The organism is Vreelandella sp. EE27, assembly GCF_968206495.1.
In genome coordinates, this window is sequence record NZ_OZ309109.1 from 262,425 (window position 1) to 288,110 (window position 25,686).

Below are 25,686 nucleotides of genomic sequence, written 5' to 3' on the forward strand. Positions count from 1 at the left end.
GTTATCGGCCTTCAGCAGCGTTCTGCCCGCCTGGTGGGCACCTGCCGTCTCGTGACTCAGAGTGCCTCGGCGGCGGACGGCTGCGGAAGGCGAATATGAAAGCCCGCGCCGCCCAGCGGCGTCTCTTCGAGGGTCAGGCTACCCTCCTGAACGGTGATCGCCTCCCGGCTAATGGCCAGACCCAGACCGTGACCGCCGGTGGCGCGGTCGCGGCTGCGATCCAACCGATAAAAGGGCGTGAAGACGTTCTCTCTCTCCGCGTCGGGAATGCCAATGCCGTCGTCTTCCACGCGGATGTGCAGGCGTGCCTCGTCGAGGGTCGCCGTAATCAGGATGCGCGCTCGACAGTAACGGATCGCGTTGCCTACCAGGTTCTACAGCGCGCGCGCCGTCAGCCTGGGCTCGAGGGTGACCGGTGCGGTGACGGCCACCCGCAGGTCGAGCTGGATGCCGCGCTCCTCGATGGTTTCGGCAAAGGCACCGAGGATGCTGTCCATGTACTCTTCCAGCAACAGCGTGGTGATATCGAGGGCTTGCCTTGGCGACTGTAGTTGGGTGTAGGAGAGCAGCTCCAGTACCAGCTCGTTGAGTTCACGCACATGGGCTTTCATATCCTCGAGGCGCGTCTGGGTGCTGTCGGGCAGCGCGGTGTCGGTGATCAGCTCCAGGCCGAAATCGAGCCGCTACAACGGCTATCCCGCCCTCAATATCTCCGGTGGCCCACCAGCGGCACGAGCTCTGGCGAGGCGATGGCGGAGATGGAGCGGCTGGTGAGCCAGTTGCCCGACGGTTTCGCGCTGGAGTGGACCGGCGCCTCGCTGCAGGAGCGCCTGGCCGGGCATCAGGCGCCCATACTGTTGGCCTTGTCGCTGTTGGTGGTGTTTTTGTGCCTGGCGGCGCTCTACGAGAGCTGGGCCATTCTCCTGGCGGTGATTCTGGTGGTGCCGCTGGGCATCCTCGGCGCCGTGGCGCTGGTGTGCGTGCGCGGCATGGATAACGATGTCTTCCTGAAGGTGGGCATGATCACCATCATCGGGCTGTCGGCCAAGAACGCCATCCTGCTGGTGGAGTTCGCCCGGACGCTGGTCGATCAAGGGATGTCGCTCAAGAAAGCCTGCATCCAGGCGGCGCGCCAGCGTTTTCGCCCCATCGTCATGACCTCGATGGCATTCATTCTGGGGGTTCTGCCCTTGGCGCTGGCCACCGGTGTGAGCTCCGCCAGCCAGCGGGCTATCGGCACCGGCGTGGTGGGAGGCATGGTGACAGCGACCTTGACGATCGTGTTCGTGCCGGTGTTTTTCATGCTGGCGATGACGCTGGCTCGGCGCCTCACGGCTGCAGCGCGGAAAAGCCAAGACCCAGGACGCTGACCAGTATCAGCACCACGCCCAGCACGCGGAAAAAGAGCACGGTATCGGCCTTGATCAGGTAGCGGTGGGCGCGCTCGCCGAGCAGGTGGCCGGCGAAGGCGCAGGGTAGAAGCCAGAGCTGGTGGATAAGCTGCAGGTCGACCCCGGCGACGATGAACGAGACCATCTTGATCACCACCAGGATGAACCACAGCACGAACATGGTATCGCGCAGTTGCTCTTTCGCCACGTGGGCGGCGAATACGGCAACGATCAAGGGCGCGCCGATCAATGAGGCACCGCTGACGTAGCCGCCCAGGCCCAGCAGTACGTAGTCCACGTAGCGGTGCTGACTTTTGAAGGGCTTGTTCAACACATAGCCCACGGCGTAGACGATCACGATACCGAAAATGATGTTGGTCATGAGGGTGGCCGGCAGCGTCAAAAGCCCCACCACGCCCACAAGCTTGGGCACGATCATGATTTTCAGCGCCTTGCCAAGGTAGTGCCAATCGATGTTGCTCTGGGCGTCGGTCGTGGTGTCCGCCTTGATCTGGCGGTTGCCCTGCCAAGCGATCCAGCTCGAAAAGATCAATAGATGAATGGCGATAATTGGCAAAAACACCAGCGGGTCGTCGTGTACCAGCAACAGAAAGGGCAAGGCGAGGACCGCGCCGCCAAAGCCCAGGCTCGTTCGAACGAAGCCGCTCCAGGCAAAAATCAGCCCGATCAGCGCGTACTGATACCCTACAAGTTCTACCATCGCGCGCTCCAACCCCGAAAGGGCGAGAATAAAAGAGAAAAAGAGCGTCGTCGCCAGGCGTATTTCTTCCGGCGGTGGCTATGCTTAACCCTAGCCTAACAACAAACGGTCGACGCTCGCAGGTCGGGCGAGCCTTCAAACACAACGGAACGTGTTCCCATGAAAAAACCGATCAGCTTTTTCGTCCACCATCAGGGCCGCGGCCACGCGCGGCGTGCCATGGCGATCATTCGCCACTTTTCACCTGATCGCCCGGTGAGCGTGATGACCGCCGATCCGTCCTTGTTCGATGGCTTCGAGCGTGAGATCGACATCATTACCCTGCCCAACATGATCGGCGCGGCGGTGCCCACCCAGGCGCTTTATGAGCAGCCCACGCCGTCGGTGATGCACTGCGTGCCCATGGGGGTGGTCGAGATGCGCCAGACCATGCGCCGCATTCTCGATCACCTGGACGATATCGACGCGGGCCTGTTCGTGATCGATGTCTCTGCGGAAATGGCGCTTTTGTCGCGTATCGCCAGCATCCCCGCGGTGAGCGTGCGCATGCACGGCGATCGCAACGACCCGGGCCACTTGGGCGCTTACGAGGCAAGCGTCGGGATGCTCGCGCCGTTCGACGAGCGCCTGGAGCAGGACGACTACCCCGCCGACCTGCGCGGGAAGACTTTCTATAGTGGCGGGCTTTGCACCACCACCGCCGCGGTGCCCAGCCGTGAAGAAGCGCGCCGTCGTCTAGGGCTCGATAGGGAGCGCGAAATCGTGGTCGCGCTGACCGGCGGTGGCGGGGCGGGCACGCCCTACGCGCCGCTCACCGTGGCCGCCCGCGCCGCGCCGCAAACGCTTTTTCTCACCATCGGCCCGCTGCATTTGGAAGGGCACGAGACCGATTTCGCTAATCTGGTGAACGTCGGCTGGGTGGACAACGTGGTGGACTACCTGGCCGCCAGCGATATCGTGCTGGCCTCGGCGGGGGACAATACCGTGCATGAAATCGCTATGCTCGAACGTCCTTACATCGTGGCGCCGGAGTGGCGCTACTTCGGTGAACAGACGCGCAAGGCCGAACGCCTAGCAGCACTTGGCGCGGCGGTGAACATGCCGGTGTGGCCTGGCGATTTCGCGGGCTGGCAGGCGGTGCTGGAAAAAGCCCGGGGGCTGGATGTCGAAAAGCTCGCCACCCTGTTCGATCGCGACGCCGCCGCGCGCGCCGCCGAGTGGCTCGAGCGGTGTGTCGATGAGCTGTGGGAAGGGGCGCCCACGGTGTCCGCGGTGAACGCGAAAGCCATCAACGCCTACCTCGAGCCCTAAGGCGCGTTACCCAAAGCGTGCGCTCGGCGGCAGGCGCGCGTTTTCGATTTCATCCCTGCCTGGCTGGCGGTGCACCTCGATATGTGGGCTGTCCGGACTCCAGCTGATCGCCCCGGCGTCATCGAACTGGCCGAGCCAGTAATCCATGCACCAGCGCCCCCAGCGCGCGTGAAAGCGCCGGGCGTTGGCGATGATCGCCTCGAAGTGCGGCCAGGGCGGGGCGTATATGGCGTGATGCTGGTGCCAGGCCAGCGCCCCGCCCACCCAGTAAAGCGCGACGTCGGCCTGGGCCAGCCGCCAGGCGTAGTCGGTTTCTTCGCCGCCGTAGCCAACGTAGCCTTCGTCCATGCCGCCGGCGCGCCGGTGGTCTGCTTTCATCAGCGCAAAGGACAAGCCCCAGAGGTTGCCGTGATCCGGCTCCGGGCGTATCTCGTCGTCCTTGATTGCCGGGCGGGCGGGGTGGCGCTCGCCCTCTTGATAAAGCGCTTCAAGGTCGAGCTCGCCGCTCCCCGAGTAGCGCACCGCCCCTTCGGCCAGGTAGTGCACCTCGCCGATATAAAGCGCCGCTTGCAGGCTCAGGGCCTGGTGATAGCGCGCCACCAGCGTAGGCGAGGCGATACAGTCCACATCCAGAAACACCAGGGCGTCGAAGGAGGCTGCCTCGACCGCGGCGTTGCGCGCGCGGGCCAGCGGCAGCGCCTCACCCTCGACCATTACGTGGCGGACCGGAAAACGCGTAAGCGGCAGGTTCTTTTCCGGGTCTGGTTGCATCCAGGCAATGACCAGCTCGTCCGGTGGGCGTGTCTGAGCGTTCAGGCTCAGCATCAGGTTGACCAGGTGGGCGCGGCGCCCGCGTACCAGGGTGAGCGCGCTTAGCTTCATGAGGCCACGTCGTCGTAGGTTTTGGTGGACGGGCGGCGGCGCTGAAAGTGCTGAACGCCCTCGATCACCCCCTGGGCGTGGGGCGCTCGGGCGATGTAGACATGCCCCATGCCCGGGGCGCTTTCCAGGTCGTCACTGTAGTTCGCCACCAGAATCGAGCATGTCGAGGCGCGCAGCATATCCAGGTCGTTCCCCGAGTCGCCGGCCACGAACAGCGCGGTTTCCTCGACCCCCAGCGCTTTGCGAACGTGCGCCACCGCGCGCCCTTTGGAGGCCGCCTCGGGCAGGATGTCCAGGTAGCGGCCGTGGCTGTGTATCACCGTGGCGCGCAGGTTCGCACGCTTCAGGTGAGTGGTGATGCGCTGGGCCAGCTCGCCGTCATTGTCGCTCAAATAGCTTAGTTTATGGGCGCGCTGCTCGAGCGGGCCTTGAGGGGCGATATCGCTAAACGCTTCGAGCGCTCGGGCCAGGGCGTCACGCTGCCAGCCGTGGTCGAGCGTCTCGCGCCAGCCGTCGTCCTGGCGGTAAGTGACGCCGTCGGGCTCCAGGTAATAAATCTCCGAGCCCACCGAGGCGATAACCAACTGCGGGTGGGGAATGCCCGCTTGGGCGAGAATCGCCAGCGCGCTGTGAAAGCTTCGCCCGGTGGCCACGCCAAAGCCCATCTTTCGCTGGCCGGCAAACCACTGGTTGAACGCGCGCACGCCCACCGGTGAGCCGGTCAGGGTGTTGTCGATATCGCAAATCAGGAGCGCCGACATACCGTCGAGCGCCCGCGTTTGCGCGGGCGTGCAAAGGCGCGTCAACAAATCGTGGTAGCGCTCGGTATGACGCTGCCAGTCGAAGGCTTTCACTGCCTCGCGGCCGTTGTCGGCCATGCGCTGCCAGCGTTTGGCGTCACCGAACAGCGCCAGCGCTTCGCGGCCGATGTCCTCGGCGCGGCGCGGGTCGATCAGTATGCCGTTGCCGCACTGCTCGATGATATCGTTGGGTCCGCCGCTGTCGGTGGCTATGAGCGGTAGCCCCGCCGCCGCCGCTTCCAAAAGCGTGAGCCCAAAGGGCTCGTTGAGCGCCGGGTTGATGAAAATACCGCGCCGCTCTCGCGCCCAGGCGTAGAGCGCCTTGATATCGTTTGGGGCGTGGTGCTTGGGATAGGCGACATGGCCGTAAAGATCGAAATCGTCGATCAGCGTTAAAAGTTCGTGCAGGTTGCCGGCAAGCTCGGGCTCCAGCCAATCGATATGCTCGCGCACCCCGGCGATGATGATCAGGTTGGCCGTTTCTCTGAGCGTGGCGTTCTCGCCGAAGGCCCGCACCAGCGTGGCGAGGTTCTTGCGCGTCACCGGCCGGGCGATGGCGATCAACGCGGGCTTGTCGGGATCGGTCAAAAAGGGTGCCAGCAGCGCGTCCACCGCCGGGGTAGAGCAGGCGTTTTCGAACTCGCTCAGGTGGCTGCCCGGGGCGATCACGCGAATCTTGCCCGGGGCGTAGTGAGCGTAGTCGGCGTACTGGCTCTCCGCTTCGTCGCGGGAGCTTGCTATGACCAACGCCGCTTCACGTATCGCGCGCTCTTCAAACGCGATGCGCCGGGAAAGCGCCGCCCGGGTCGGCTCGTCCAGGGGGTGGCCGTCGTGCGCCAGGCATTTCAGCTTACTGCGCCCGAGGGAATGGGCCGTGAAAACGAAGGGAATACCCCGGCGCGCGCTGATCTGTGCGGCGACTTCGCCGGCATCGGCGTAGTGGGCGTGCAGGATGTTCGCCGGCGCGGGTAGGGTGTCGAGCCAGGCGGTGAAGGCATCGACGAAAGAGGGTAGCTCCTGCCAAAGCGCTTCCTTGGCGAGGTAGTCGGGGCGTTGGCTCGGCAGGCGGACCAGTTCGATTTTGGGGCTTATCTGCTCCACGCCCTGGCCGTAGTCGACATCGCTAAACTGGCATTCGAAGGCGCGGGTGACTAACGTTATACGCGTAATGAGAGGGTCGAGAGCGGAGGCGTCGACGAGCTCCAGCAGGTAGCGGATATGGCCGCCGGTGTCGGCGGTTATACCGTATTCGACGTCGTGACCTCGAAGGCATCCCTGTAACGCAATATGTACGATATGCATGTTGTGAAGTCCTTTCACTTAAGGCTCAGCCACGCTATGCCCATTAAAAAGCGTATACGCATTGCCCAGGTTGCTCCAGTTATCTTTCCCACACCGCCTCTGGGCAGCGGAGGTACTGAACGCATTGTGGCGGACTTGACCGAGGCACTCTTTAACTTAAATCACGATGTCACCCTGATCGGCCCTTCGGATTGCCAGACCCCGGCCCGGCACCTGGCCTGCGCGCCGAGCCTTAGCCAGTTGCAGGCGCTTCACGGCACTGTTCCCCCCGGCGTGCCCGGCGCTTTGGAGGCGCGGGTATTGGAAAAGCTGCGCGAGCATCTGGATGAATTCGATGTGATTCACTGCCACGGCGAGTTCTGCCACGCGCCGCTTTTGGGTCGCCGCCGTGCCCACAGCCTGACCACCGTGCACTGGCGGGTCGACGAGCTTGACCGCCAGCTACTGTTCGAAGGCTTTCCGGACCTGCCGGTCGCGGCGATCTCCCACGCCCAGGCGCGCAGCATTCCTCAAACGAACCTGGCGGGGGTGGTGCATCACGGCCTCGATGCTGGCCGCTTCGCCCTGGGGGCGGGAGATGGCGGGTATCTGGCGTTCATCGGCCGCATGACCGACCAAAAGCGCCCGGACCGAGCCATCGAGGTGGCGCGCGCCGCCGGCTACCCGCTAACGCTTGCCGGCGGGGTGGATGTCGGCAACCCGGACTGGTTCGACCGCTTCGTCGTCCCCGAGCTCGACGACGCGATTCGTCATGTGGGCACGATCGACGACGTCCAAAAGCAAACGCTGCTGGGCGATGCCGCCGCGCTTTTATTTCCCATCGACTGGCCGGAGCCCTTTGGGCTGGTGATGATCGAGGCGATGGCCTGCGGCACGCCGGTCATTGCCTGGCGAAACGGCAGCGTCGAAGAGGTCATCGAGCCCGGCGTGACCGGGTTCATCGTCGACTCGGTCGAGGAGGCGGTGGTGGCGGTGAAACGGCTACCCGAACTGAGCCGCGAGCGCGTGCGCGAACGCTTTTTGGCGCGTTTCACCGCCGAACGGATGGCGCGGGATTACGTCGATGTGTACCACGCGCTGTTAGCGCGCTAAAGCGCGCTGTCGGCTTTCAGCACCGTTTTGCTCAGCAGCGTAATGACCAGCGCAAGCGCCACGCAAAGCAGCGCCATGGTGATAAACACGTCGCGCAGCGAATCGAGCCACAGCGACATCCAGGCAACGATCACCGGCGAGATGAACTGGCCGAAGAAAAACGTCGAGGTGAAGCCGCCGAACACCCGCCCACGTACCCGCTCCGGGGTAATGCGCATTAGCCAGGTGGTGGTGTTGGGCATGAAAAGCCCAAGCCCCAGACCAGCTACCCCCGCCCCCATGATCGCCATGGGGTAGCTGTAAGTCAGACCCACGATCAAAAGGCCGAGTGCCGCGATCGAAAACCCCACCACGTAAATCGTCATCACCGAGAAAAACATCTTGATGCGCCCATAATAAAAGCTCACCACGCTTGCAGACAGCGCCGCCATGGAGAGGGCGATACCGATGGCCAGCCCGCTGGTATCGCCCTGGGCGGTGAGCAGAAACGGCAGCTGGGCGGGAAACATATAAAACATCAGCATGCTGATCATGGCGATCAGATAGGCAAGCCCGGTACGCGGGATATCCACCCGTGGCAGGGGGGCCTGATCCGGGGTAGTGCCCGCGGTTTCCCGGTGCGGCTCCTTCAGGATGGCCCAGGCGTAGGGCAGCAGCAGCGCTCCGGTAAGGTACAAAAGAAACGGCCCGCGCCAGCTCCAGTCCGACAGCACCCCGCCCAGGTTGATGAAGATCACCCCACCGAGGGCCATCGAGCTACTTTGCAGCCCCAAAAAGCGTGCCCTCTCGGCGCCGCTGAAATAGTCGCCCACCAGCGTGGTGCTGATACTCAAAATACCCGCCACCGCCACGCCCATCAGCGCCCGCGAGGCCAACAACACCTCCACCCGGTCGATCAAAAACCCGGACGCCCCGGCGAAGCCGTAGATCGAAAGCATGATCAGTAAGAGCGGCTTGCGGCCAAACTTATCGGCCAGATAGCCCATCAGCGGGCTGAAAAGCGTGATCATCAGCGCCGGCAGCGTCAGAATCAGCTGGATCAGGACCTGGGGTTCGTCCTCGAAAAAACGGCCGATGCCGGGTAGCGCCGGAGCGATGATCGCCCCGGACATCACGGTCATGGTACTCGCGAACAGCAGCACTGCTTTGGTGTGAGCGTTATGGTGAATGGCGCACATCCTCGTCATTTATGAGAGCGGATCGACTAGCTTAGCATATCTCTTAGCAGGCTACTTTTTTACACCGCGCCGAGGATCAACTGCAGCGCAATGGCGAACATCATCACAGCCACGCCCAGATCGATCAGCCGCCAGGTAACCGGCCTCGAAAGCCAGGGGGCGAGGCGGTGGCCCGCCAACGCCAGAGCGCTGAACCAAATTGTCGAGGCGCTGATCGCCCCAAAAGCAAAGGCCGTGGGGGTTGGCTGCTGCGCGCCGAGCGAGCCGATCAAAAGCACCGTATCCAAATACACGTGGGGGTTTAACAGCGTGATGGCAAGAGTGGCCGAGAGAACCGCGGTCCGCGAGCGTTTCGCCCCGCCTTTCGCCCGTAGCGCCTCACTGTGCGCCGCGCGCTTGAGCGCCATGAACGCGTAGCCAATCAAAAATGCCGCCCCGCCCCAGCGGGCGAAAGCGAGCAGCAGCGCACTTTGCGAAAGCACGGTGGCAACGCCCAGCACGCCCGCGCCGATCAGCACCGCGTCGCAGGCAATGCACACCAGGGCGATGAGCAACGAATGCTCGCGCTTGATGCTCTGCGATAAAACGAAGGCGTTTTGCGCGCCGATGGCCACGATCAGCCCCAGCCCCATGAACACCCCGTTGAGATAACTCTGGCCCATCGCCTTTACCTCCTTGATCTGTTCGCCTTTATGAAAAGTGGTGGGCAGTTTGTTGGGTGCCAGGCTATAAATAAAACGAATATTCCCCATGCTGCATTAGGAAAACTGATTGCTCGACTACAAGCTCTTGACCGCGTTGGCGCAGGTGATCGAACAGGGCGGTTTTGAGCGCGCCGCCCAGGCGCTGGGGCTCAGCCAGTCCGCGGTTTCCCAGCGTATCAAGCTTTTAGAGGCACGGCTGGGTCAGCCGGTGCTCACACGGGTAACGCCGCCCGTGCCCACCGAGGCGGGCCGGCGGCTACTCAACCACGTTCAGCAGGTGCGTCTTCTGGAGCGCGATTTGGGCGCGCTGGTACCGGCGCTCAACGAAGGAGGCGTGAACCGGTTACGCATCGCGCTGAATGCCGATAGCCTGGCCACCTGGTGGGCGGACGCGGTCGCGGCGTTTTGCGAGGCGCATCGGGTGCTGATCGAGCTGGTCGTCGAGGATCAGGACGTGGGTTTGAAGCGGATGCGGGCCGGCGATGTGGCGGGCTGTGTTTGCGCCACGCCCCAGCCGGTCGCGGGCGCCGAAAGCGTGGCGCTGGGGGCGATGCGCTACCTGGGGGTGGCGAGCCCGGCATTCATCGACCGCCACTTTGCCGAGGGCGTGACCATCGATCGGCTCTATCACGCGCCGGCGATCATTTTCGGCACCGATGACCGGCTACAGCACCGCTACGCGCAAGGCCTTGGCGTTGCGGAGGGCTTTGCCCACCATATCTGCCCTTCGTCGGAAGGGTTCGTCCGGCTGCTCGAAAGTGGGCTGGGCTGGGGAATGGTCCCCGAGCTTCAGATCGAGCAGGCGCTTGCCCAGGGGCGGCTGGTCGAACTGTGCCCGGGCCACGTGGTCGACGTGCCGCTTTACTGGCACGCCTGGCGTCAAAGCGGCGAGCTCTCGGCGCTTTTGACGCGCCATCTTCAGTGCGAAACGCGCCAAAGGCTGGTCGTTTGAGTGCGGCTCTGCGCCGCCCTGGCTGGCCGTGCCGGGCGCCACGCTTTATCATAGCGGGGTCGCCATACGTCTTAAGCCATTCAAACGCGAGTTATCATGAGTCGACCCAAAACGCCTTTCATCGTCGTGCTGAGCCTGGCACTGACGATGATGCTGGGCCCCTTTTCCATGGACACTTACCTGCCGGCCTTTCCGGTGATCGGCGAGTCGCTTGGCGTTTCGCAGCAGGCGATCTCGCTGAGCGTGTCGATCTACGTGTTCGCGATGGCGCTGGGCCAGCTAGTGGGCGGGGCGCTGTCGGACCGTTTCGGGCGCCAGCGTATTTTGATGGGCGGGCTCGGGGTCTTCGCCGTCGCGAGCATTGCCATCGGTATGGCCGAGTCGCTCGATGCGCTGCTGATCGGGCGGGCGATCCAGGCGTTCGGCGCGGGCTGGACGCTGGTCTCGGTCCCCGCGCTGGTGCGCGACCGCGTGGCGGGACGTGACGCCGCCAAGCTCTTCTCGATGATGGGGTTCATCATGGTGCTGGCGCCGGGGGTGGCGCCCAGCGTCGGTAGCGCGATTCTCTCCTTTGGCTCCTGGCACTACATCTTCTTCGCGCTGGCGGTCTATGCTTTGGTATTGGTGCCGCTGCTGATGCGGGCGGTGTTTTCCGGTAGGGGCAAGGTCTCGCGGGCCAAAAGCCCGCAAATGAGCCTGCTGGCGCGCTACAAACTGGTGCTTTCGACCAAACCGGCGCTGCCGTTCATCGTTTGGCAGGCGGCGTCGTTCTCCACCATGATGATGTTCATCACCTACGCCTCCTTTATCTATCAGGGGCACTTCGAGCAGTCGCCGTCGACGTTCTCGCTGCTGTTCGCCGCCAATATTCTCACCATGCTGGTATTCAATATCTTCAACCGGCTGCTGCTCTCGCGCTTGCCGTCGCTGCGCATTTTGCAGCTCGCCTCGGGGTGCCAGGCCGTGGGCATGGTGCTGTTGATCACCGCCGCCTTCATGGACTGGCCGCTCTATGCCTTCCTGCCGGCCATGATGCTGACCATCGGCGCGATGGGGGCGATCACCCCGAACATTCAGGCCTGCTTTCTGGAGTTCTTCCCGACCAGCGGCGGCACGGCGGCGGCACTGCTGGGCGCCGCCCAGTTCGGCATCGCCGGCATCGTTAGCGGGCTTTCCACGGTGCTACCGCACACCCTCGAGGCCATCATTCTGGCCATGGCAGCCTGCGGGGCCATCGCGTATCTGATGCTGGCCCGCTCGATCATCAAGGGCCGGGCGGCCGTCGAGGCCAACTGAAGCGCTGGTGCGGTGCTCTCAGCTCGGCCCGAACCGCCCCTGGCGCGCCTCGTCGAGCAGAAAATTCACCAGCGCCTGAAGCCGGACGTTGTGCTTGCTCTTTTGAGTGTAGATGAGCTGAATGGGCGTAGGGCCCGGGCGGAACTCATCCAAAAGCCTGACCAGCGTTCCCTCTTTCACGGCGCGGCGCACCATGTAGGAGGGCAGTTGGGCCACGCCCAGCCCGGCCTCTGCGGCGCGTTTGATGGCGATGCCTTCGTCGAAACGGTAGCGATGATCGAGCGCCAGGGACGTATCCACGCCGCTTTCATCTTTGAATAGCCAGGGCCTGAGACGCCCGGTCGAGGCGCTTCGAAACCCCAGACACTGATGTTCACCAAGCGCCCGGGCCTTTTGCGGCGTGCCGTAACGCGCGAGATACTCCTTCGAGGCGACGACGACCAGGCGCTGGCGGTCCAGCGGCCGGGCAATCAGGTCGCTATCCGCCACGGTGCCGATTCGAACGGCAAGATCGACCCCTTCTTCGACGAGATGACACACTTCGTCGTTGAGCCGAATGTCCAGGCTGATGCCGGGGTGCAGGCTTGCAAACCGGGCAAGCATGGGGCCGATGACCCGAGCGCCGTATACCTTGGGTAGGTCGAGCTTTAGCGTGCCGCTCAGCGTTTGCGCGTCCTGGCCGGCGAGCAGATCCACTTCCTTGAGTAGCTCCAGTACGTGGGTGTAGCGCCCGAAGACGGCCTCGCCGATCTCGGTCAGCGCCACGCTGCGCGTCGTTCGGTTGAGCAGTTTCACCCCCAGACGCTGCTCCATGCGCGTCACGCTTTTGCCCACCGCCGAGGCCGAGAGCCCCAGTTTTCTACCCGCCGCGGCAAAGCCGCCCTGGCGTACGGTCTGCACGAACGCGGCGACCTGAGGTAAGGAGTCGTTCGTTTGCTTGGTTTCCGGCATAGCACTCTCGCGTTGGATGGGCTCCCGTTACTTACCAAGGTGTGATTGCAGTCTTGTGACACATTAGCGCAAAGAACGTCCGCAATACTGGGACGACAAGGCGTATTCAAGACGTTGAGCGCTGGCGTTAGATTAGCGCCGTCTCAGCAGGCAACGCATTCTCAACGGGGAGTCCTCACCATGAAAGCAGTCACCGGCCTATGCCTTGGGTTACTGAGCAACGCCGCCCTGGCGTCGCCCTTAGTGCTCTATACCAACGACTTCGAAGACATCATCGGCGAGCGCTTCACGGCGGACACCGGCTTCGAGATCGAGGTCGTTCAGATGAGCGGCGGCAATTTACTTGCGCGTATCGCCGCCGAGCGCAACAACCCCAACTGGGACGTGCTGCTGTTCGACGGGGTGGGCAGCCTGCACAGCCTGGACCAGCAGGGGCTTCTCAAACGCGACCTCGAGGTCGATAACCAGCGCCATCTCACCGAGCAGGGCCGCGCCTTGCTACCCGAGAGCCGTGCCTGGGTACCGGCGGGCACGACCGCCTCCTGCGCCCTGGCGTATCGCACCGACCTGGTGGACCAGGCGCCGACCTCCTTCGATGACCTGACGGACAGCCGATTCGAAGGCGTGGTCGGCCAGGCGGACCCGGCGGTGGCGGCGCCGGCTTACCCCTGTGTGGCCTGGCTGCACTACGACCGGGGAATGGAGCAGGCGCGCGAACTCTACTCCGGCATACTGGACAACGACCTGCGGGTGTTTCGCACCAATGGCCCGACCGGGCGGGCGCTGGCCTCCGGCGAAATCTCCGTGGCGATGCTCTCGTCGCCCAACGCCTACGCCTTGAAAGAGTCCGGCGAGCCGGTCGAGGTGGTGTGGCCGGAAGGCGGCGCGCCGGCCTCCTCGCGCGGGGTCGCCATCCAGGCCGACACCGAACAGACGGAGGCGGCCGAGGCGTTCGCCAACTGGATGCTCGACCCCGAGACGCAGCAGTTTCTGACCGACAACGGCGGCAAGGACGGCCTGTTCCTTTCGCCGGTCGAGGGTGTCACGCCGCTTCCCTATGGCCCCGAGGCGAACGCCGTCTACAACGTGGCCCCCGCCGAGTGGGCCGCCGAGAACGAGGCGGCGATCAAGAACTGGTTCGCCGATCAGGCCGTTTACTAACATGCAGGCCATGAAAACCCGGCGCGGTCTGGGGCGCTTCAAGCCCGACACGCTGCTCGGCGCGGCGATCACCCTGGTACTGCTGGTGCTGGTCGCCGTGCCCATGACGCTGGTGCTGCTGCAGGCGTTCTGGCCGGGCATCCTGCAAGGCGATACCCGCTTTGCCGGTTTTTCGAACCTGGCCGAGCTTTTCCATCGCAGGCTTTGGCGCGTCTCGCTGACCAACTCGCTTTATCTTGCGGGATATACGGCGCTGTTCGGCACGCTGATCGGCGGGGGGCTCGCCGTGGTGCGCCAGCAGTGTTCGGCCTGGGGCGCGGCGGCGCTGGATCTGTGCGCCTGGGCCATGCTGATCGTGCCGTCGTTCATCGTCGCCCAGGGGTGGATACTGTTCAGCATCAAAAGCGGTATCGCCGCCCAGTGGCTGGGCGCTGACTGGGTGAACGCCGCGGTCTTTTCGCCGCCGGGGCTGGTGGCGATCATGTGCTTCAAGAACTTTCCGTTCGCGTATCTGGCGATCACCGCCGCCATGCAGTGGCACGTCAAGGAGCATCAGCACGCCGCACGCCTGTGCGGCGCCGGGCCCCTGCGCACCCTGGCGACTATCCGCCTGCCACTGCTGGCCCCCGCGATACTCTCGGGCATGGTGCTAGTGTTCATCGACACACTGGGTGACTTCGGCCTGCCGGCGGCGCTGGCGACGACCTACCGGTTTCCCACGCTGCCCTACACCATCTTCACCGCGATGAACCAGTCGCCGATTCGCTTCGATCTGGCCGGGGTGCTCTCGGTGTACCTGATGGCGATTCTGGTGGTGGCCGTGGCGCTGTATCTGTGGCTTCTGCGCCGCTCCCGGTTCGATTTTCTGACCGCCAAGGCCGAGGCGGGCCGGCCGGCGACCCGCGGGCATCCGCTGCTCACCGCGGCGGCCTTCGGCTTCGTGGCCGTCGCGGTGGGCATTCCGCTTTGCAGCAGCCTGGTGGTCTCGCTGTTGGACAATCTCGGCGACGGCGTGACGGCGAGCAACATGACGCTTGCCCACTACCGGACGGTACTGGCAAGCGGCTCGGGGCTGCGGGCGGCGCTGGCCAATTCGTTTCAGATCGCCGCGATCGCCGCCGTGGCCAGTTTGCTGGTCGCTTTTTTGGCGGCGTATCTGCTCACGTTCAGCCAGTTCTACCTGAACGGGCTGATCAACGTGATCTCGACCATCACGCTGGCCGTGCCCGGGGTGATTCTGGGCGTGGGGTTCATTTTTCTGTGGAACCACCCCTGGCTCGACGCCCTGGGGCTTAGCCTTTACGGCCATCCCGCCTTGCTGGTGCTGGCGGGTATGGCCGGTGCCATTCCCATCGCCATTCGCGTCTTGCTGGGGGCGATGGGGCAGATCCCTCACTCCTTCATGGCCGCTGCGGCCTTGCAGGGGGCGGGCGTATGGCGGCGGCTTTTCACCATCTTGCTGCCGCTGACGCTGACCGCGTTTCTCTCCGCGGGGTTGGCGAGCTTCGGCTCCAGCGTGTTCGATCTGGCGATCACCTCCATTCTTCACCCGCCTGGCTACGAGGTGCTGCCCGTGGTGATCAACCGCATGTTCCAGCAGGGGCTCTACGGCGAGTCCACCGCCTCGACGCTGGTCGCCGCGGCGCTGACGCTTGGCGTGATTCAAGCCGTTCACATGAGCGCGCGGCGCCTGTTTCAACACTTATTGCATACGCACCCGCCAAAGACGCCGGTGCCGGCTGACAACGCCGAGGTACGCCATGCTTGAACTCTCCCACTTGGGCCGGCGTTACGGCCCCGCGGTTGCGCTGAGCGATATTAGCCTAACGTTGGCGCCGGGGCGCGTGCTGGCGGTGCTCGGCCCGTCCGGGTGCGGAAAATCCACCCTGCTCAAGCTGATTTCCGGGCTGGAGGAGCCGGACAGCGGCGAGGTGCGCATCAACGGCCAGCTCATCGCCAAACCCGGCTTTTCACTGCCGCCGGAAAAACGCCCGATCAACATGGTGTTTCAGGACTACGCGCTTTGGCCACACATGAACGTGCGCCGTATCGTCGGCTATGGGCTAACCGCGCTTTCGCGAGTTGAACGGCGCCAGCGTGTGGACGAGCTGTTGGCGCTTTTACATCTGGAGGATTACGGCGACCGGCTGCCGTCGCAGCTCTCCGGCGGGCAGCAGCAGCGGGTGGCCATCGCCCGGGCGCTGGCCACCGACCCGGAGGTGCTGCTCTTCGACGAGCCGCTCTCCAACCTGGACGTGCAACTGCGTATGGAGATGCGCTTCGAGCTGGCCGATCTTTTCGAGCGGCTGAACAAGACCGTGCTCTACGTCACCCACGACCCGCTGGAGGCGTGCGCCTTCGCCGATGAGCTTTTGGTGCTCAAGGAGGGCTACCTGGAGCAGGCGGGGCCGGTACGTACGCTGTTCGCCCAGCCGGCCTCGCCCTGGGTGGCGGGGCTTGCCGGCTTCGATAGCCGGCTGACGGCGTGGCTGGAACACCCGCTCGACGAACAGACCTGGCAAGTGGCAGTCAACGGCCAGCGCCTGGCGTGCTGCTTGACGCAAGACGCCCAAAGCGTTGCCGGCGAGCCGGTGAGCCTGATGCTTCACAGCGGCTCCATTCGCCTGTGCTCGCAGGATGAAGCCGCGCAGCCGAACACCAACTACCTCTCGGGCACCGTGCGCCAGTGCCTTTTCGAAGGCCACCAGTGGCGGCTGCGCCTGGACCTGGGCGGCACGCTGCTCTCCTTGACCAGCGAGCAGCCCCATGAGCGCGGCGCTGCGCTGCACGTCGCCTTTCCGTACCACAGCGCGCTGGCATTCACCTAAGGAGGCCCGTGGCTTTATATGTGGTAGGCGATGTGCACGGCTGCATCGATGACCTGGAAGAGGCGCTGGGGCGGATCGGCTTCGACCCCAACGTAGACCGGCTCTGGAGCGTGGGGGATCTGGTGGGCAAGGGGCCGCACTCCCTGGAGGTGCTACGCCTAGTGGCCTCGCTGGGCGATCGCTTCCAGATGGTGCTGGGCAACCACGAAACGCGGCTACTGGGCCAGCTGGCCGGCGCTCATGGGCCGGGGGACGCCGCCCTCGCGCCCGTTCTGAGCGATAAAGGCAGTGTCGACTGGAAGCACTGGCTGCGCCAGCAGCCGCTTTTGCTGCGCGAGCCCTCGCTCGAGCTGACGCTCTCCCACGCGGGTATCTTTCCCGGGTGGAGTCTGGCGCTGGCCGAGCGCTACGCGTTCCAGGCAAGCCAGGTGCTGCGCATGGCAAGCGATGCGTGGCTCGCGCAGCTGGCGCGCTCGCCTTACCGCCATACCCAGGGCGGCATGGATAGCTGGCAGCACATCATCTGCGCCTTCACCGAAATGCGCTACTGCGACGTCTCCGACCCGAATCATCCGACCATCGACTTCACTGCTAAATCGCCGGCCCAAAAGAGCGCCTCACTGGTGCCCTGGTTCGACGCCTGGCCCACCCAGTCCGGCATATGGGCGTTCGGTCACTGGTCCAGCCTTCACGGTGACACGGGGCGCGCCGATATCCGCTGTCTGGATACCGGCTGCGTTTACGGGCACGCGTTAAGCGTGGTGAGAGTCGTGCAAGGGGCGTTGATCGATGTGTGAACGATGGTCAGTCAAGACCCCGCGCCGAAAGCAAAATCGGACTTCTGTAAACCGCTTGTCATGCTCTCTCGTTAGCATGATGAGTATTTAACCGGGATGACCCATGGGTGAACCTACGCTGGTGGTTGAAGGAATACATAAATCCTTTGGCGATAAAAAAGCCCTCGAGGGGATCGACCTGCGATTGGGCCAAGGCAAGGTGCTGGCGCTTTTAGGTCCGTCCGGGTGTGGAAAGACCACGCTGCTTCGCTGCATTGCCGGGCTAACCGGCATCGATGCCGGCGAGATCGCTCTAGCCGGGCAGTGCGTGGCCAGCGCCAAGGGGCACTTGAGCCCCAATGAGCGAAAGCTGGGCATGGTGTTTCAGGATTACGCGCTGTGGCCCCACATGAGCGTGGCCCAAAACGTAGCGTTCCCGTTGGAGATGCAGGGCGTCAAGGCGAACGCTCGCCGCACTCAGGTGGCGTGGGCACTTTCATTGGTGGGGCTTGCCGAGTTCGCCGACCGCCCACCGGGCTCGCTCTCCGGCGGCCAGCAGCAGCGCGTCGCGCTCGCCCGCGCCATCGTCGGCAAGCCCCGACTTTTGCTGATGGACGAGCCGCTGTCCAATCTGGACAAGGGCCTGCGCGATAATCTGGCGCTGGAAATCCGCGCTCTGATCGAAGAGCTTTCGCTGACCACGGTGTTCGTCACCCACGACCAGCACGAAGCCTTCGCGCTGGCCGACGAAGTCGCGGTGCTCCAGGACGGCCGCTTGCAGCAGGTCGCCACGCCCGAAGCGCTCTACCATGGCCCGGCCACCCCGGCGATCGCCTCGTTCATTGATGCCGGGGCGCTGTTGGAAGGCCACTTCGGCGCGGCGGGGCTTCATGTGGCCGGCCAAACCCTTTTCGTGTCGACCGAGCCGGGTTATCACGGCCCAGCCCGGGTTCTTCTGCCCAGGTTGGCGGTGCGGCTGGTGCCATTGGAGCAGGCGGAACTGACCTGCGACGTCAAGGGCCGTGTCTTCCAGGGTGACCATACCGCGCTGACGCTTTCGCTGGATCCCACCACCACCGTCAAGCTGCGTACCGCGCAGCCGCATCCCCCGACCGACCGTGCGGGGCTGGCCGTCGACGCCGGCTCACTGACCGCTTGGACGCCCGACGGTGAACGACTTGCCTGCACGCCGCTGCGCGCCATGGCGGCGCTGGCTTGACCTCGACGCTCACTCACGATCTGGTTCATTGACCATCAAGGATTGCTAAATGTCTCGTTTCTCTTTTCGCTCGACTCTTTTCACGCTAAGCGCCGGCGCGCTGCTCGGGCTTAGCGGTCAGGCGTCTGCCCAGGTTTTGACCGTCTACTCCTCGGGCCCCGGTGCGTTGATCGATCAGCTTGCCGCGGACTTCACCGAGCAAAGCGGCATCGAGGTGGATGTTTTTCAGAGCACCACCGGCCAGGTCATGGCGCGTCTCGAGTCCGAGCGTTCGAACCCGCTCGCCGACGTGGTGATCTCCGCCTCCTGGGAGAGCGCGGTGTCGATGTCCGACGAGGGGCTTCTGCATAGCTACACGCCGGAAGGCGCCGACAACGTGCCGGACTTTCTAAAGGCTGATGATTACATCGCCCAGGGCGTCTCGGCGCTGGCGCTGGTGTGGAATCAAAACAGCGATACGCCGCGTCCCAGCGACTGGAGCGACCTGACCGACGAGGCCTACCAGGGCCAGATCACCATGCCCGACCCGGCCCAGTCCGGCGCGGCCTTTGAACTTGTGACCGGGCTTCTGACCGCCATGGGCGAGGAGCAGACCTGGTCGCTGCTGGAATCCTTGATGGATAACGGCATGATCGTGCCCGGCCCCAACGCCCGCGCGCTGAACCCGGTATTGCAAGGGGCGAAGTCGGTAGTATTCGGCGCTGTGGATTACATTTCGCTTGGCCAGCAGGCCGAAGGCGAGGCGATCGACGTCATCTTCCCTGACAGCGGTACGGTGATCGCCCCGCGTCCGATGATGATTCTCGACTCCAGCGACGTGAAGGATGAAGCCGAGCAGTTTCTCGATTTCGTACTCTCCGAGCAGGGCCAGAGCCGCGTGGCCGAGCGCTACCTGATGCCGGCGCGTAGTGATGTCGACGCACTTCGTCCGACGCTGGACGAGCTTACGCTGATCGACGTGGACAGCGAGGCGATGAACGAGCAGCGCGAGGCGATCCTCGAGCGCTTCCGTGAGATCACCCAGCGGTGATGAACCCATTTCCCAACCTGCGCCTTCCCCGCTTCGACGGGGCAGGCGTCGTCTTGTGGGTCGCCGTGGTGGCACTTTTACTGCTGGTGGGCCTGCCGCTTGCCTATATCGTGCTGCAGGCGGTGTTTCCGAATCTTTCCCGCGGGGAGTTTTCCGAGGCGTTCTCGCTGTTCGTGCCCACGCTTTCGGACCCGGCGCTGCTCACACTTTTATGGAACACGCTGCGCCTGGGCGTGATGGTGGTCATGGCCTGTGCGGTGCTGGCGGTACCGCTGGGCGCACTTCGTGCGCTGACCCGGGTGCCGGGCGGGGCGGCCTGGGATCTGATCTTTCTGATTCCGTTCATGATTCCGCCCTACATCGCCGCGCTCTCCTGGATGCTGAGCCTGCAGCCGCGGGGCTACGTCGAACAGCTGGTGGGGCTGGAGGCGAGTAGTTTCCTGTTCTCGTTTTCCGGCATCGTGTTCGTGATGACGCTCAACGTCTTTCCCGTGGTCTACTTTGCGGTTTCGCGCACCATGATGAGCGTGGGCGGGCGCTACGCCTCGGCGGCCCGGGTGTGTGGAGCGTCTCGATTTCAGGCACTTTGGCGGGTGACGTTGCCGCTCTCCACGCCGGGGATCGCGGCGAGTCTGCTTCTGGTGTTCGCGCTGACCATCGAGGAGTTCGGCACCCCGGCGACCCTGGGGGCGCAGTCCGGCTACTACGTGCTGGTCACCGGCATTCACCAGCGCTTCTCCGACTGGCCGATCGACATCCCCGGGGCGGCGGTGCTTTCGCTTTTGCTGGTGATGCTCGCCATGGCGGCCTTTTATCTTCAGCACTACCTGGTGACCCGGCGCTCGTTCGTCAGCCAAACCGGTAAGCCCGTCACGCTCGAGCGCGCCGAGCTGGGCCCGTGGAAATGGCCGGTAGTGGTGTTTTTCTCGCTGGTGGCGTTCGTCTCCGTGTGCGTGCCCATACTGGCGGTGCTGGCCACCGCACTCACCGGCACGCTCTCCGGTGGCCTAACGCTTGATAATCTCTCGCTTCGCCATTTCGAGGCGCTTTTCGCCAACCGCAGCGGGGCGCTGCAGGCGCTAAGCACCAGTTTGAGCCTGGCCATCGGGGCGGCGCTTTTGACCGGGGTGCTGGGCGCTTTGGTGGGGTATCTGGTGGTGCGGGCGCAGGTGCGCGGCAAGGGCGTGCTGGATCTTCTATCGCTTTTGCCCAATACGCTGCCGGGCATTGTAGTGGCGGTGGGGCTGATTCTCGCCTGGAATCAGAGCTACTGGCCCATTCAGGTGTACAACACCTCCGCCATGCTCCTGCTCGCCTACGCCTGCCTGCTGCTGCCTTACCCGGTGCGTTACGCAAGTGCGGCGTTTCGGCAAATGGGCGAGAGCCTGGAGGCGGCGGCGCGGGTCTGCGGGGCGGGCTTCGTGACGACATTTCGGCGCATCCTGCTGCCGGCGCTGGCGCCGAGCCTGCTGGTGTCGATGCTTTTGGTGTTTGCCATCGCCTCCCGAGAATTGGTGGCCTCGATCATGGTGGCCCCGGCCGGGGTGAGTACCGTCTCGACCTTCGTGTTCGGCCAGTTCGAGCAGGGTTCGCCCGGAGTAGGCATGGCGATGAGTGCCGTGGCGATCTTCACCACCACGGCGCTGTTGGTAGCGCTTACGGTATTCAGCCGCAAGCGCCTGCCGATTGCCGGTTAAGGCGTTGGTTACGCTAGAAAATAGCCCGCACGCAGAAGTACAAAAGCGACGGCGCCAGCAGTGCGCCCAGGCCGGTGTAGAAGGTAGCCGTCATGGCGCCATAAGGCACCAGCTTCGGGTCGGTGGCGGCGAGCCCGGCGGCCACGCCGCTGGTGGTGCCCATCAGCCCGCCGAAGATCATTGCCGAGCGTGGGTTGTCCAGGCCGATACGGCGCGCGGCGATCGGCGTGAGCACCATCACCAGAATCGACTTGAACAGGCCCGCGGCGATGGAGAGCGCAATCACTTCCGACGAGGCGCCGATGGAGGCGCCGGCGATCGGCCCGACGATATAGGTCACCGTGCCCGCGCCGATGGTGGTGAGGTTGGCCGGGTCGCGGTAGCCAAAGGCGTAGGCCACGGCCACACCGGCAATGAAGGAGACGATCACGCCCAAAAACAGCGCCAGAATCCCGCTCAGCCCGGCCTGGCGAATCTCCTGAAAACGCACCCCGTAGGCGGTGGCGATGATCGCTAGATCGCGCAGCATGCCGCCGCCCATCAGGCCAAGCCCGGCGAACAGGCTGATATCCGCTAGCCCCTTGGTGCCGCCGGTATAAATACCGCCAAAGTAGGCCAGCGCCAGGCCCACCATGATGGCGATGGCGGAGCCGTGGACGCGCCCGTTGGTGAGCTTGGCGCTCACCAAGTAGGACACGTACATGGCCGCGCCCACCAGGGCGAAGGCGGCGATCAGGTGCTGGGTTTCGAGCTGCGTCAATAGTGAGTCAAGCATGGTGGCAGCTCCTTAGCGGGCGTGGTGAGGGCGCGTGGGACGCGCGGATTTGGCAGGGCGGGCGGTTTTCTTCGAACGCGACGCCGGGGCGCGCGAGGCGACCTTGTCGACCGGCGTTGCATCCGGTGCGGGGGGCGGTGTTTCGGCCTCTTTGGGGCGGCCCAGCTTGGTCAGCGCGGGGACCAGCGCGAAGCTTGCCGCCACCGCCAGAAGGCTTGCCAACAGCGCAATCATCCCGCCATCGATGGCCGCGGCCACGTTTTGGCTGGCCGCCATGGCGACCACGATGGGGATATACATGCCGTTCCAGAACGTAATACCGCTTTCGGTGCTGGCGGGCATCTTGTTCTTGTCGATGAGATAGCCGCCGAGAAAGATCAGCAGCAGCATGGCGATGCCGACACCGCCTACGTTGGACTCCACGCCGAGCAGCATGCCCAGCACATCACCTACCCATAGGCCGACCAGCATGCAGCCGGCCAGCAAAGCGACTCCGTAAATTACCATGGCGTTTTCCTAGCGTTGTCTTTGTTTTTAGGGGATACCGGCGCCGTGTCGTCAGGGGGTTACATCGACGCCTTGAGTGGGTGGGTTAGGCGTTGGCGGCCGCCGGCTTCTCGCTGAACGTATCGGCGTAGGTATCGCGCAGCTGGTTTTTTTGTACCTTGCCCATCACGTTACGCGGCAGCGCCTCGGTAAAGAAGACGCGCTTGGGCTGCTTGTAGCGCGCCAGGTCGTCCTTGATCGCCTCGAGAATCTGCGCTTCGTCTACGCGTGCCGACGCCTTGGGGACCACGACGGCGACCACGCCCTCGCCCAGGTCGGCGTGGTGTACGCCAATGACCGCGGACTCCTCGACATCGTCCAGGTCGTCGATGAATTGCTCGATCTCCTTCGGGTAGACGTTGTAGCCGCCGGAAATCACCAGATCCTTGTCGCGGCCGACGATGTTCAGGTAGCCCTTGTCGTCGATCAGGCCCAAATCGCCGGTGATGAAGTAGCCGTCATCGCGAAACTCGGCCTCGGTTTTTTCCGGCATGCGCCAGTAGCCCTTGAACACGTTGGGCCCGGTCAGCTCGACCATGCCGGTTTCGCCCTGGGCGAGCTCGGCGCCGGTTTCCCGGTCGGTGATGCGCACCGTCACCCCTGGAAGCGGCGTGCCCACGGTGCCCGGGCGGCGCTCGCCCTCATACGGGTTGGACGTGTTCATGTTGGTCTCGGTCATGCCGTAGCGTTCCAGAATGGCGTGACCGGTGCGTTCGCTGAACTCTTCGTGGGTTTCCGCCAACAGCGGCGCCGAGCCCGAGATGAACAGGCGCATGTTGGCGACGACCTCGCGGTTCAGGCGCGGGCTTGCCAGCAGGCGGGTGTAGAACGTCGGTACGCCCATCAGCACCGTGGAATCCGGCATCAGGTCGAGCAGTTCTTCGACGTCGAGTTTGGGCAAGAAGGTCATCGACGCGCCGTTGATCAGCGTGACGTTGCACGCCACGAACAGCCCATGGGTGTGGAAAATGGGCAGTGCGTGGATCAAATGGTCGTTCTCACTGTACTGCCACGCCTCGGTTAGCGCCCGGCTGTTGGAAGCGAGATTCTGGTGGGTCAGCATCGCGCCCTTGGAGCGCCCGGTGGTGCCCGAGGTGTACAAAATGGCGGCCAGGTTATCGGCGGCTACTTCGCATACGGCGTCGGTCTCTTCAGCACTGGCGGCTTTTTCCATCAGGCTGCCGTTGGCGCGGGTGCCAAGGGTCTCGACCTGGGCACCGCCGCTTTTCTCGGCGATGGCGCGGGCTTCGCGATGGACTTCCGGCCGGCAGACGAACAGGCGCGGCTCGGCGTCTTCCAGAAAGTAGGCGATTTCGCTATCGGTGTAGGCGGTGTTCAGCGGCAGATACACCGCGCCGACCTGCAGGCAGGCAAGATACAGCATGACGATTTCAGGGCTCTTGTCGACCTGAACAGCGACCCGGTCGCCAGGCTCCACCCCCAGCGCCAGCAGGGTCGTGGCGATCCGCCGGCTTTGGCAGAGCACATCGCTGTAGCGGTAGCGCTGGCCGTCGAGGGTGTCCATCAGCACTTTGTCCGGCGCGCGCTCGAAGTGCGGGTAAAAGTGCAGGTAGAGGTTATGGTTCATAAAAGACTCCTTGTTATTGTCGTCAAACGTATCCGGGCTTATGCCTTGGCCGGCGATTTCGCCGATGGCTTGGCTTCTAAATACTGGTTTGCTTGATTCGCCTGGCGGCGAATGTCGCTGGCGCACACCACCGTGTGATTGACGCTGTACGCTTCGTGGTTCTGCTCGATACGGTTGAGTTGATAAAGATAGTTCACCATTAGGCCGTGGGCCTGCTGCAGCCCCTTGCGAGAGGTGTCCGCTCGCCAGTTCAAGCGGTGCAGGCTCGCGCCGTTGCCCAGGTGAAAGCGCGCTACCGGGTTCAAGGGCTGGCCGCTTTTGTGTTTGACCTCTGTCAGGTAGTGGGCCGCCAAACGCATGAACTCCTTGTGCGCGGGCGAGGAGAGCTCCTTGCTTTCGTGGGACTCCAGATAGGTCGTGAGTTCCTCGGACAGCGTGGCCGTCCCGCGTATCTCCTCGAGCCAATCCGCAAAGCCGGGCACCGGCGAAAGGGTGACGAAGTTCTTGATCTGCGGAAGCTCCCGGCTGAGCTCCTGAACGACCTGTTTGATCAAAAAGTTACCGAAAGAGACACCCTTGAGCCCCTTTTGACAGTTGCTGATGCTGTAGAACACGGCGGTGTCCGCGTCGTCGAGGGGCAATTCTTCGCCGTGCTCCAGAATGTTTTGTACGTTGCCGGGAATGCCGTCGCATAGCGCGACTTCCACGAAGATCAGCGGCTCGTCCCCGGTGGCCGGGTGGAAGAACGCGTAACAGCGGCGGTCGTCCGGGTCGAGGCGACGGCGCAGGTCGTGCCAGTCGCCGATCTCATGCACCGCCTCGTAGCGGATCAGCTTTTCCAGCACCGCCGCGGGCGTGTTCCAGTCGATGCTTTCGAGTACCAGAAAGCCGCGGTTGAACCAGGAGCTGAAAAGGTGCGCAAAGTCGCTATCCAGCGCCGTGAGTTCCGGCGTTTGACGCAGGAACTTGAGCAGATCGGCGCGCATGTTCACGAGCTCATAGGTGCCGCCGGGGCACAGATTCAAACGGCGCAGCAGGTCCTGGCGGCGCGGCTCGCAGGCGTTGAACAGCCGCTCCAGGGAAGCGTTGTCCTCACGCTCGCAGTAGGCCTGGTAGGCGCTGTGAATATCGGCAGGTTCCGCGGCGTAGTCGTTGGCAAGAAGCTGAAAGAATGCCAGCTTCTCCTCCTCGGTGAGCGCCTGGTAGTGGGCCAGCGCTTGCTGGGCCAGCAGGATCTGGGAGGCCTCGCCGGTACGACCCATCAACCCCTTGCAAGCGGCGGCGAGCCCCTTGAAGTGGCTGTCGCTGTCTTTCTCGTTGCCCAGGACGCTACTTAGCTGACGCGTACGCGTACTGATATTGGTGAGCAGCCCCTGGAGAAACGTCATATTCATGTTCATGCGCATCGGCCTTGTTGTGAATCGGTGGGCGGACTGCTTGTTACGACGCCAGCGCTTTATAATTGTGAGTTAGCGTGGTAAACATT

24 protein-coding genes are annotated in these 25,686 nt (G+C 63.9%); 12 read left to right on the forward strand and 12 right to left on the reverse strand.

The features are described from left to right. Window positions 1-56: 56 nt before the first annotated feature. Together ACWHVV_RS01275 and ACWHVV_RS01280 are read right to left on the reverse strand one after the other, a co-directional pair. Window positions 57-371 (reverse strand): ATP-binding protein, encoded by a 315-nt coding sequence (locus ACWHVV_RS01275; RefSeq protein WP_447929106.1) that lies wholly within the window; start codon window positions 369-371, stop codon window positions 57-59. Between the two features lie 3 nt (window positions 372-374). Further along, on the reverse strand, window positions 375-599 hold the full coding sequence (locus ACWHVV_RS01280) for a hypothetical protein (protein WP_447927719.1): 225 nt from the start codon (window positions 597-599) through the stop codon (window positions 375-377). On the opposite strand from ACWHVV_RS01280, the gene ACWHVV_RS01285 reads away from it, so the two are divergent. After that, entirely contained in the window at window positions 600-1,370 is a 771-nt protein-coding gene (locus ACWHVV_RS01285) for an efflux RND transporter permease subunit (RefSeq protein WP_447927720.1), read from the forward strand. Here the strand turns inward: ACWHVV_RS01285 and ACWHVV_RS01290 are convergent. Continuing rightward, on the reverse strand, window positions 1,330-2,112 hold the full coding sequence (locus ACWHVV_RS01290) for a TSUP family transporter (RefSeq protein ID WP_447927721.1): 783 nt from the start codon (window positions 2,110-2,112) through the stop codon (window positions 1,330-1,332). The two genes, ACWHVV_RS01285 and ACWHVV_RS01290, sit on opposite strands and share 41 nt — an antisense overlap. 159 nt (window positions 2,113-2,271) lie before the next feature. On the opposite strand from ACWHVV_RS01290, the gene ACWHVV_RS01295 reads away from it, so the two are divergent. Beyond that, the gene (locus tag ACWHVV_RS01295) at window positions 2,272-3,423 is read left to right on the forward strand and encodes a glycosyltransferase (RefSeq protein ID WP_447927722.1); all 1,152 of its coding nucleotides are present in this window, start codon (window positions 2,272-2,274) and stop codon (window positions 3,421-3,423) included. A gap of 6 nt (window positions 3,424-3,429) precedes the next feature. Here ACWHVV_RS01295 and ACWHVV_RS01300 read toward each other — a convergent pair whose 3' ends face one another. Both ACWHVV_RS01300 and ACWHVV_RS01305 read right to left on the reverse strand, forming a co-directional pair. Continuing rightward, on the reverse strand, window positions 3,430-4,305 hold the full coding sequence (locus ACWHVV_RS01300; protein ID WP_447927723.1) for a glycosyltransferase family 2 protein: 876 nt from the start codon (window positions 4,303-4,305) through the stop codon (window positions 3,430-3,432). Beyond that, entirely contained in the window at window positions 4,302-6,407 is a 2,106-nt protein-coding gene (locus ACWHVV_RS01305) for an HAD-IIB family hydrolase (protein ID WP_447927724.1), read from the reverse strand. Before ACWHVV_RS01305 ends, ACWHVV_RS01300 begins: the two co-directional genes overlap by 4 nt. 36 nt (window positions 6,408-6,443) lie before the next feature. On the opposite strand from ACWHVV_RS01305, the gene ACWHVV_RS01310 reads away from it, so the two are divergent. Beyond that, a complete protein-coding gene (locus ACWHVV_RS01310; RefSeq protein WP_447927725.1) occupies window positions 6,444-7,499 on the forward strand; it encodes a glycosyltransferase family 4 protein in 1,056 nt (351 codons plus the stop codon). On the opposite strand, the gene ACWHVV_RS01315 is transcribed toward ACWHVV_RS01310, so the two are convergent. Together ACWHVV_RS01315 and ACWHVV_RS01320 are read right to left on the reverse strand one after the other, a co-directional pair. After that, a complete protein-coding gene (locus ACWHVV_RS01315) occupies window positions 7,496-8,677 on the reverse strand; it encodes an MFS transporter (protein WP_447527485.1) in 1,182 nt (393 codons plus the stop codon). The genes ACWHVV_RS01310 and ACWHVV_RS01315 overlap by 4 nt on opposite strands. A gap of 59 nt (window positions 8,678-8,736) precedes the next feature. Further along, on the reverse strand, window positions 8,737-9,339 hold the full coding sequence (locus tag ACWHVV_RS01320; protein ID WP_447927726.1) for a LysE/ArgO family amino acid transporter: 603 nt from the start codon (window positions 9,337-9,339) through the stop codon (window positions 8,737-8,739). 109 nt (window positions 9,340-9,448) lie between these two features. On the opposite strand from ACWHVV_RS01320, the gene ACWHVV_RS01325 reads away from it, so the two are divergent. Together ACWHVV_RS01325 and ACWHVV_RS01330 are read left to right on the forward strand one after the other, a co-directional pair. After that, window positions 9,449-10,333, forward strand: coding sequence for a LysR family transcriptional regulator ArgP (locus ACWHVV_RS01325; protein WP_447927727.1), 885 nt, complete (start codon window positions 9,449-9,451; stop codon window positions 10,331-10,333). A gap of 96 nt (window positions 10,334-10,429) precedes the next feature. Continuing rightward, complete coding sequence (locus tag ACWHVV_RS01330) at window positions 10,430-11,629, forward strand: Bcr/CflA family efflux MFS transporter (protein ID WP_447927728.1); 1,200 nt, start codon at window positions 10,430-10,432, stop codon at window positions 11,627-11,629. 18 nt (window positions 11,630-11,647) lie between these two features. Here the strand turns inward: ACWHVV_RS01330 and ACWHVV_RS01335 are convergent, their stop codons facing one another. Further along, window positions 11,648-12,580: a LysR family transcriptional regulator gene (locus ACWHVV_RS01335; protein WP_447927729.1), complete on the reverse strand. Its 933-nt coding sequence runs from the start codon at window positions 12,578-12,580 to the stop codon at window positions 11,648-11,650. Window positions 12,581-12,760: 180 nt separating this feature from the next. Between ACWHVV_RS01335 and ACWHVV_RS01340 the strand changes: the two genes are divergently transcribed. The 7 genes from ACWHVV_RS01340 to ACWHVV_RS01370 all read left to right on the forward strand — a co-directional run bounded on the left by ACWHVV_RS01340 (window position 12,761) and on the right by ACWHVV_RS01370 (window position 21,291). Continuing rightward, entirely contained in the window at window positions 12,761-13,741 is a 981-nt protein-coding gene (locus tag ACWHVV_RS01340; RefSeq protein ID WP_447927730.1) for an extracellular solute-binding protein, read from the forward strand. A gap of 1 nt (window position 13,742) precedes the next feature. Further along, window positions 13,743-15,509 (forward strand): ABC transporter permease, encoded by a 1,767-nt coding sequence (locus tag ACWHVV_RS01345; RefSeq protein ID WP_447927731.1) that lies wholly within the window; start codon window positions 13,743-13,745, stop codon window positions 15,507-15,509. Next, window positions 15,502-16,569, forward strand: a complete 1,068-nt coding sequence (locus ACWHVV_RS01350) for an ABC transporter ATP-binding protein (protein WP_447927732.1) — start codon at window positions 15,502-15,504, stop codon at window positions 16,567-16,569. Before ACWHVV_RS01345 ends, ACWHVV_RS01350 begins: the two co-directional genes overlap by 8 nt. A gap of 8 nt (window positions 16,570-16,577) precedes the next feature. Further along, a complete protein-coding gene (locus tag ACWHVV_RS01355) occupies window positions 16,578-17,366 on the forward strand; it encodes a symmetrical bis(5'-nucleosyl)-tetraphosphatase (RefSeq protein ID WP_447927733.1) in 789 nt (262 codons plus the stop codon). Window positions 17,367-17,469: 103 nt separating this feature from the next. Then, a complete protein-coding gene (locus tag ACWHVV_RS01360; protein ID WP_447927734.1) occupies window positions 17,470-18,564 on the forward strand; it encodes an ABC transporter ATP-binding protein in 1,095 nt (364 codons plus the stop codon). Between the two features lie 49 nt (window positions 18,565-18,613). Then, window positions 18,614-19,594 (forward strand): ABC transporter substrate-binding protein, encoded by a 981-nt coding sequence (locus ACWHVV_RS01365; protein ID WP_447927735.1) that lies wholly within the window; start codon window positions 18,614-18,616, stop codon window positions 19,592-19,594. Further along, window positions 19,594-21,291, forward strand: a complete 1,698-nt coding sequence (locus ACWHVV_RS01370) for an ABC transporter permease (RefSeq protein WP_447927736.1) — start codon at window positions 19,594-19,596, stop codon at window positions 21,289-21,291. Before ACWHVV_RS01365 ends, ACWHVV_RS01370 begins: the two co-directional genes overlap by 1 nt. A 13-nt stretch (window positions 21,292-21,304) precedes the next feature. Here ACWHVV_RS01370 and madM read toward each other — a convergent pair whose 3' ends face one another. The 4 genes from madM to ACWHVV_RS01390 all read right to left on the reverse strand — a co-directional run bounded on the left by madM (window position 21,305) and on the right by ACWHVV_RS01390 (window position 25,594). After that, window positions 21,305-22,066, reverse strand: a complete 762-nt coding sequence (madM, locus tag ACWHVV_RS01375; protein ID WP_447927737.1) for a malonate transporter subunit MadM — start codon at window positions 22,064-22,066, stop codon at window positions 21,305-21,307. Between the two features lie 12 nt (window positions 22,067-22,078). After that, window positions 22,079-22,573 (reverse strand): malonate transporter subunit MadL, encoded by a 495-nt coding sequence (madL, locus tag ACWHVV_RS01380; RefSeq protein WP_447927738.1) that lies wholly within the window; start codon window positions 22,571-22,573, stop codon window positions 22,079-22,081. Between the two features lie 85 nt (window positions 22,574-22,658). Continuing rightward, window positions 22,659-24,200 carry a malonate--CoA ligase gene (locus ACWHVV_RS01385; RefSeq protein ID WP_447927739.1) on the reverse strand — a complete coding sequence of 514 codons (1,542 nt, stop codon included), beginning with the start codon at window positions 24,198-24,200 and terminating at the stop codon, window positions 22,659-22,661. Window positions 24,201-24,238: 38 nt separating this feature from the next. Beyond that, a complete protein-coding gene (locus tag ACWHVV_RS01390) occupies window positions 24,239-25,594 on the reverse strand; it encodes a malonyl-CoA decarboxylase (RefSeq protein ID WP_447929107.1) in 1,356 nt (451 codons plus the stop codon). Between the last annotated feature and the right edge of the window lie 92 nt (window positions 25,595-25,686).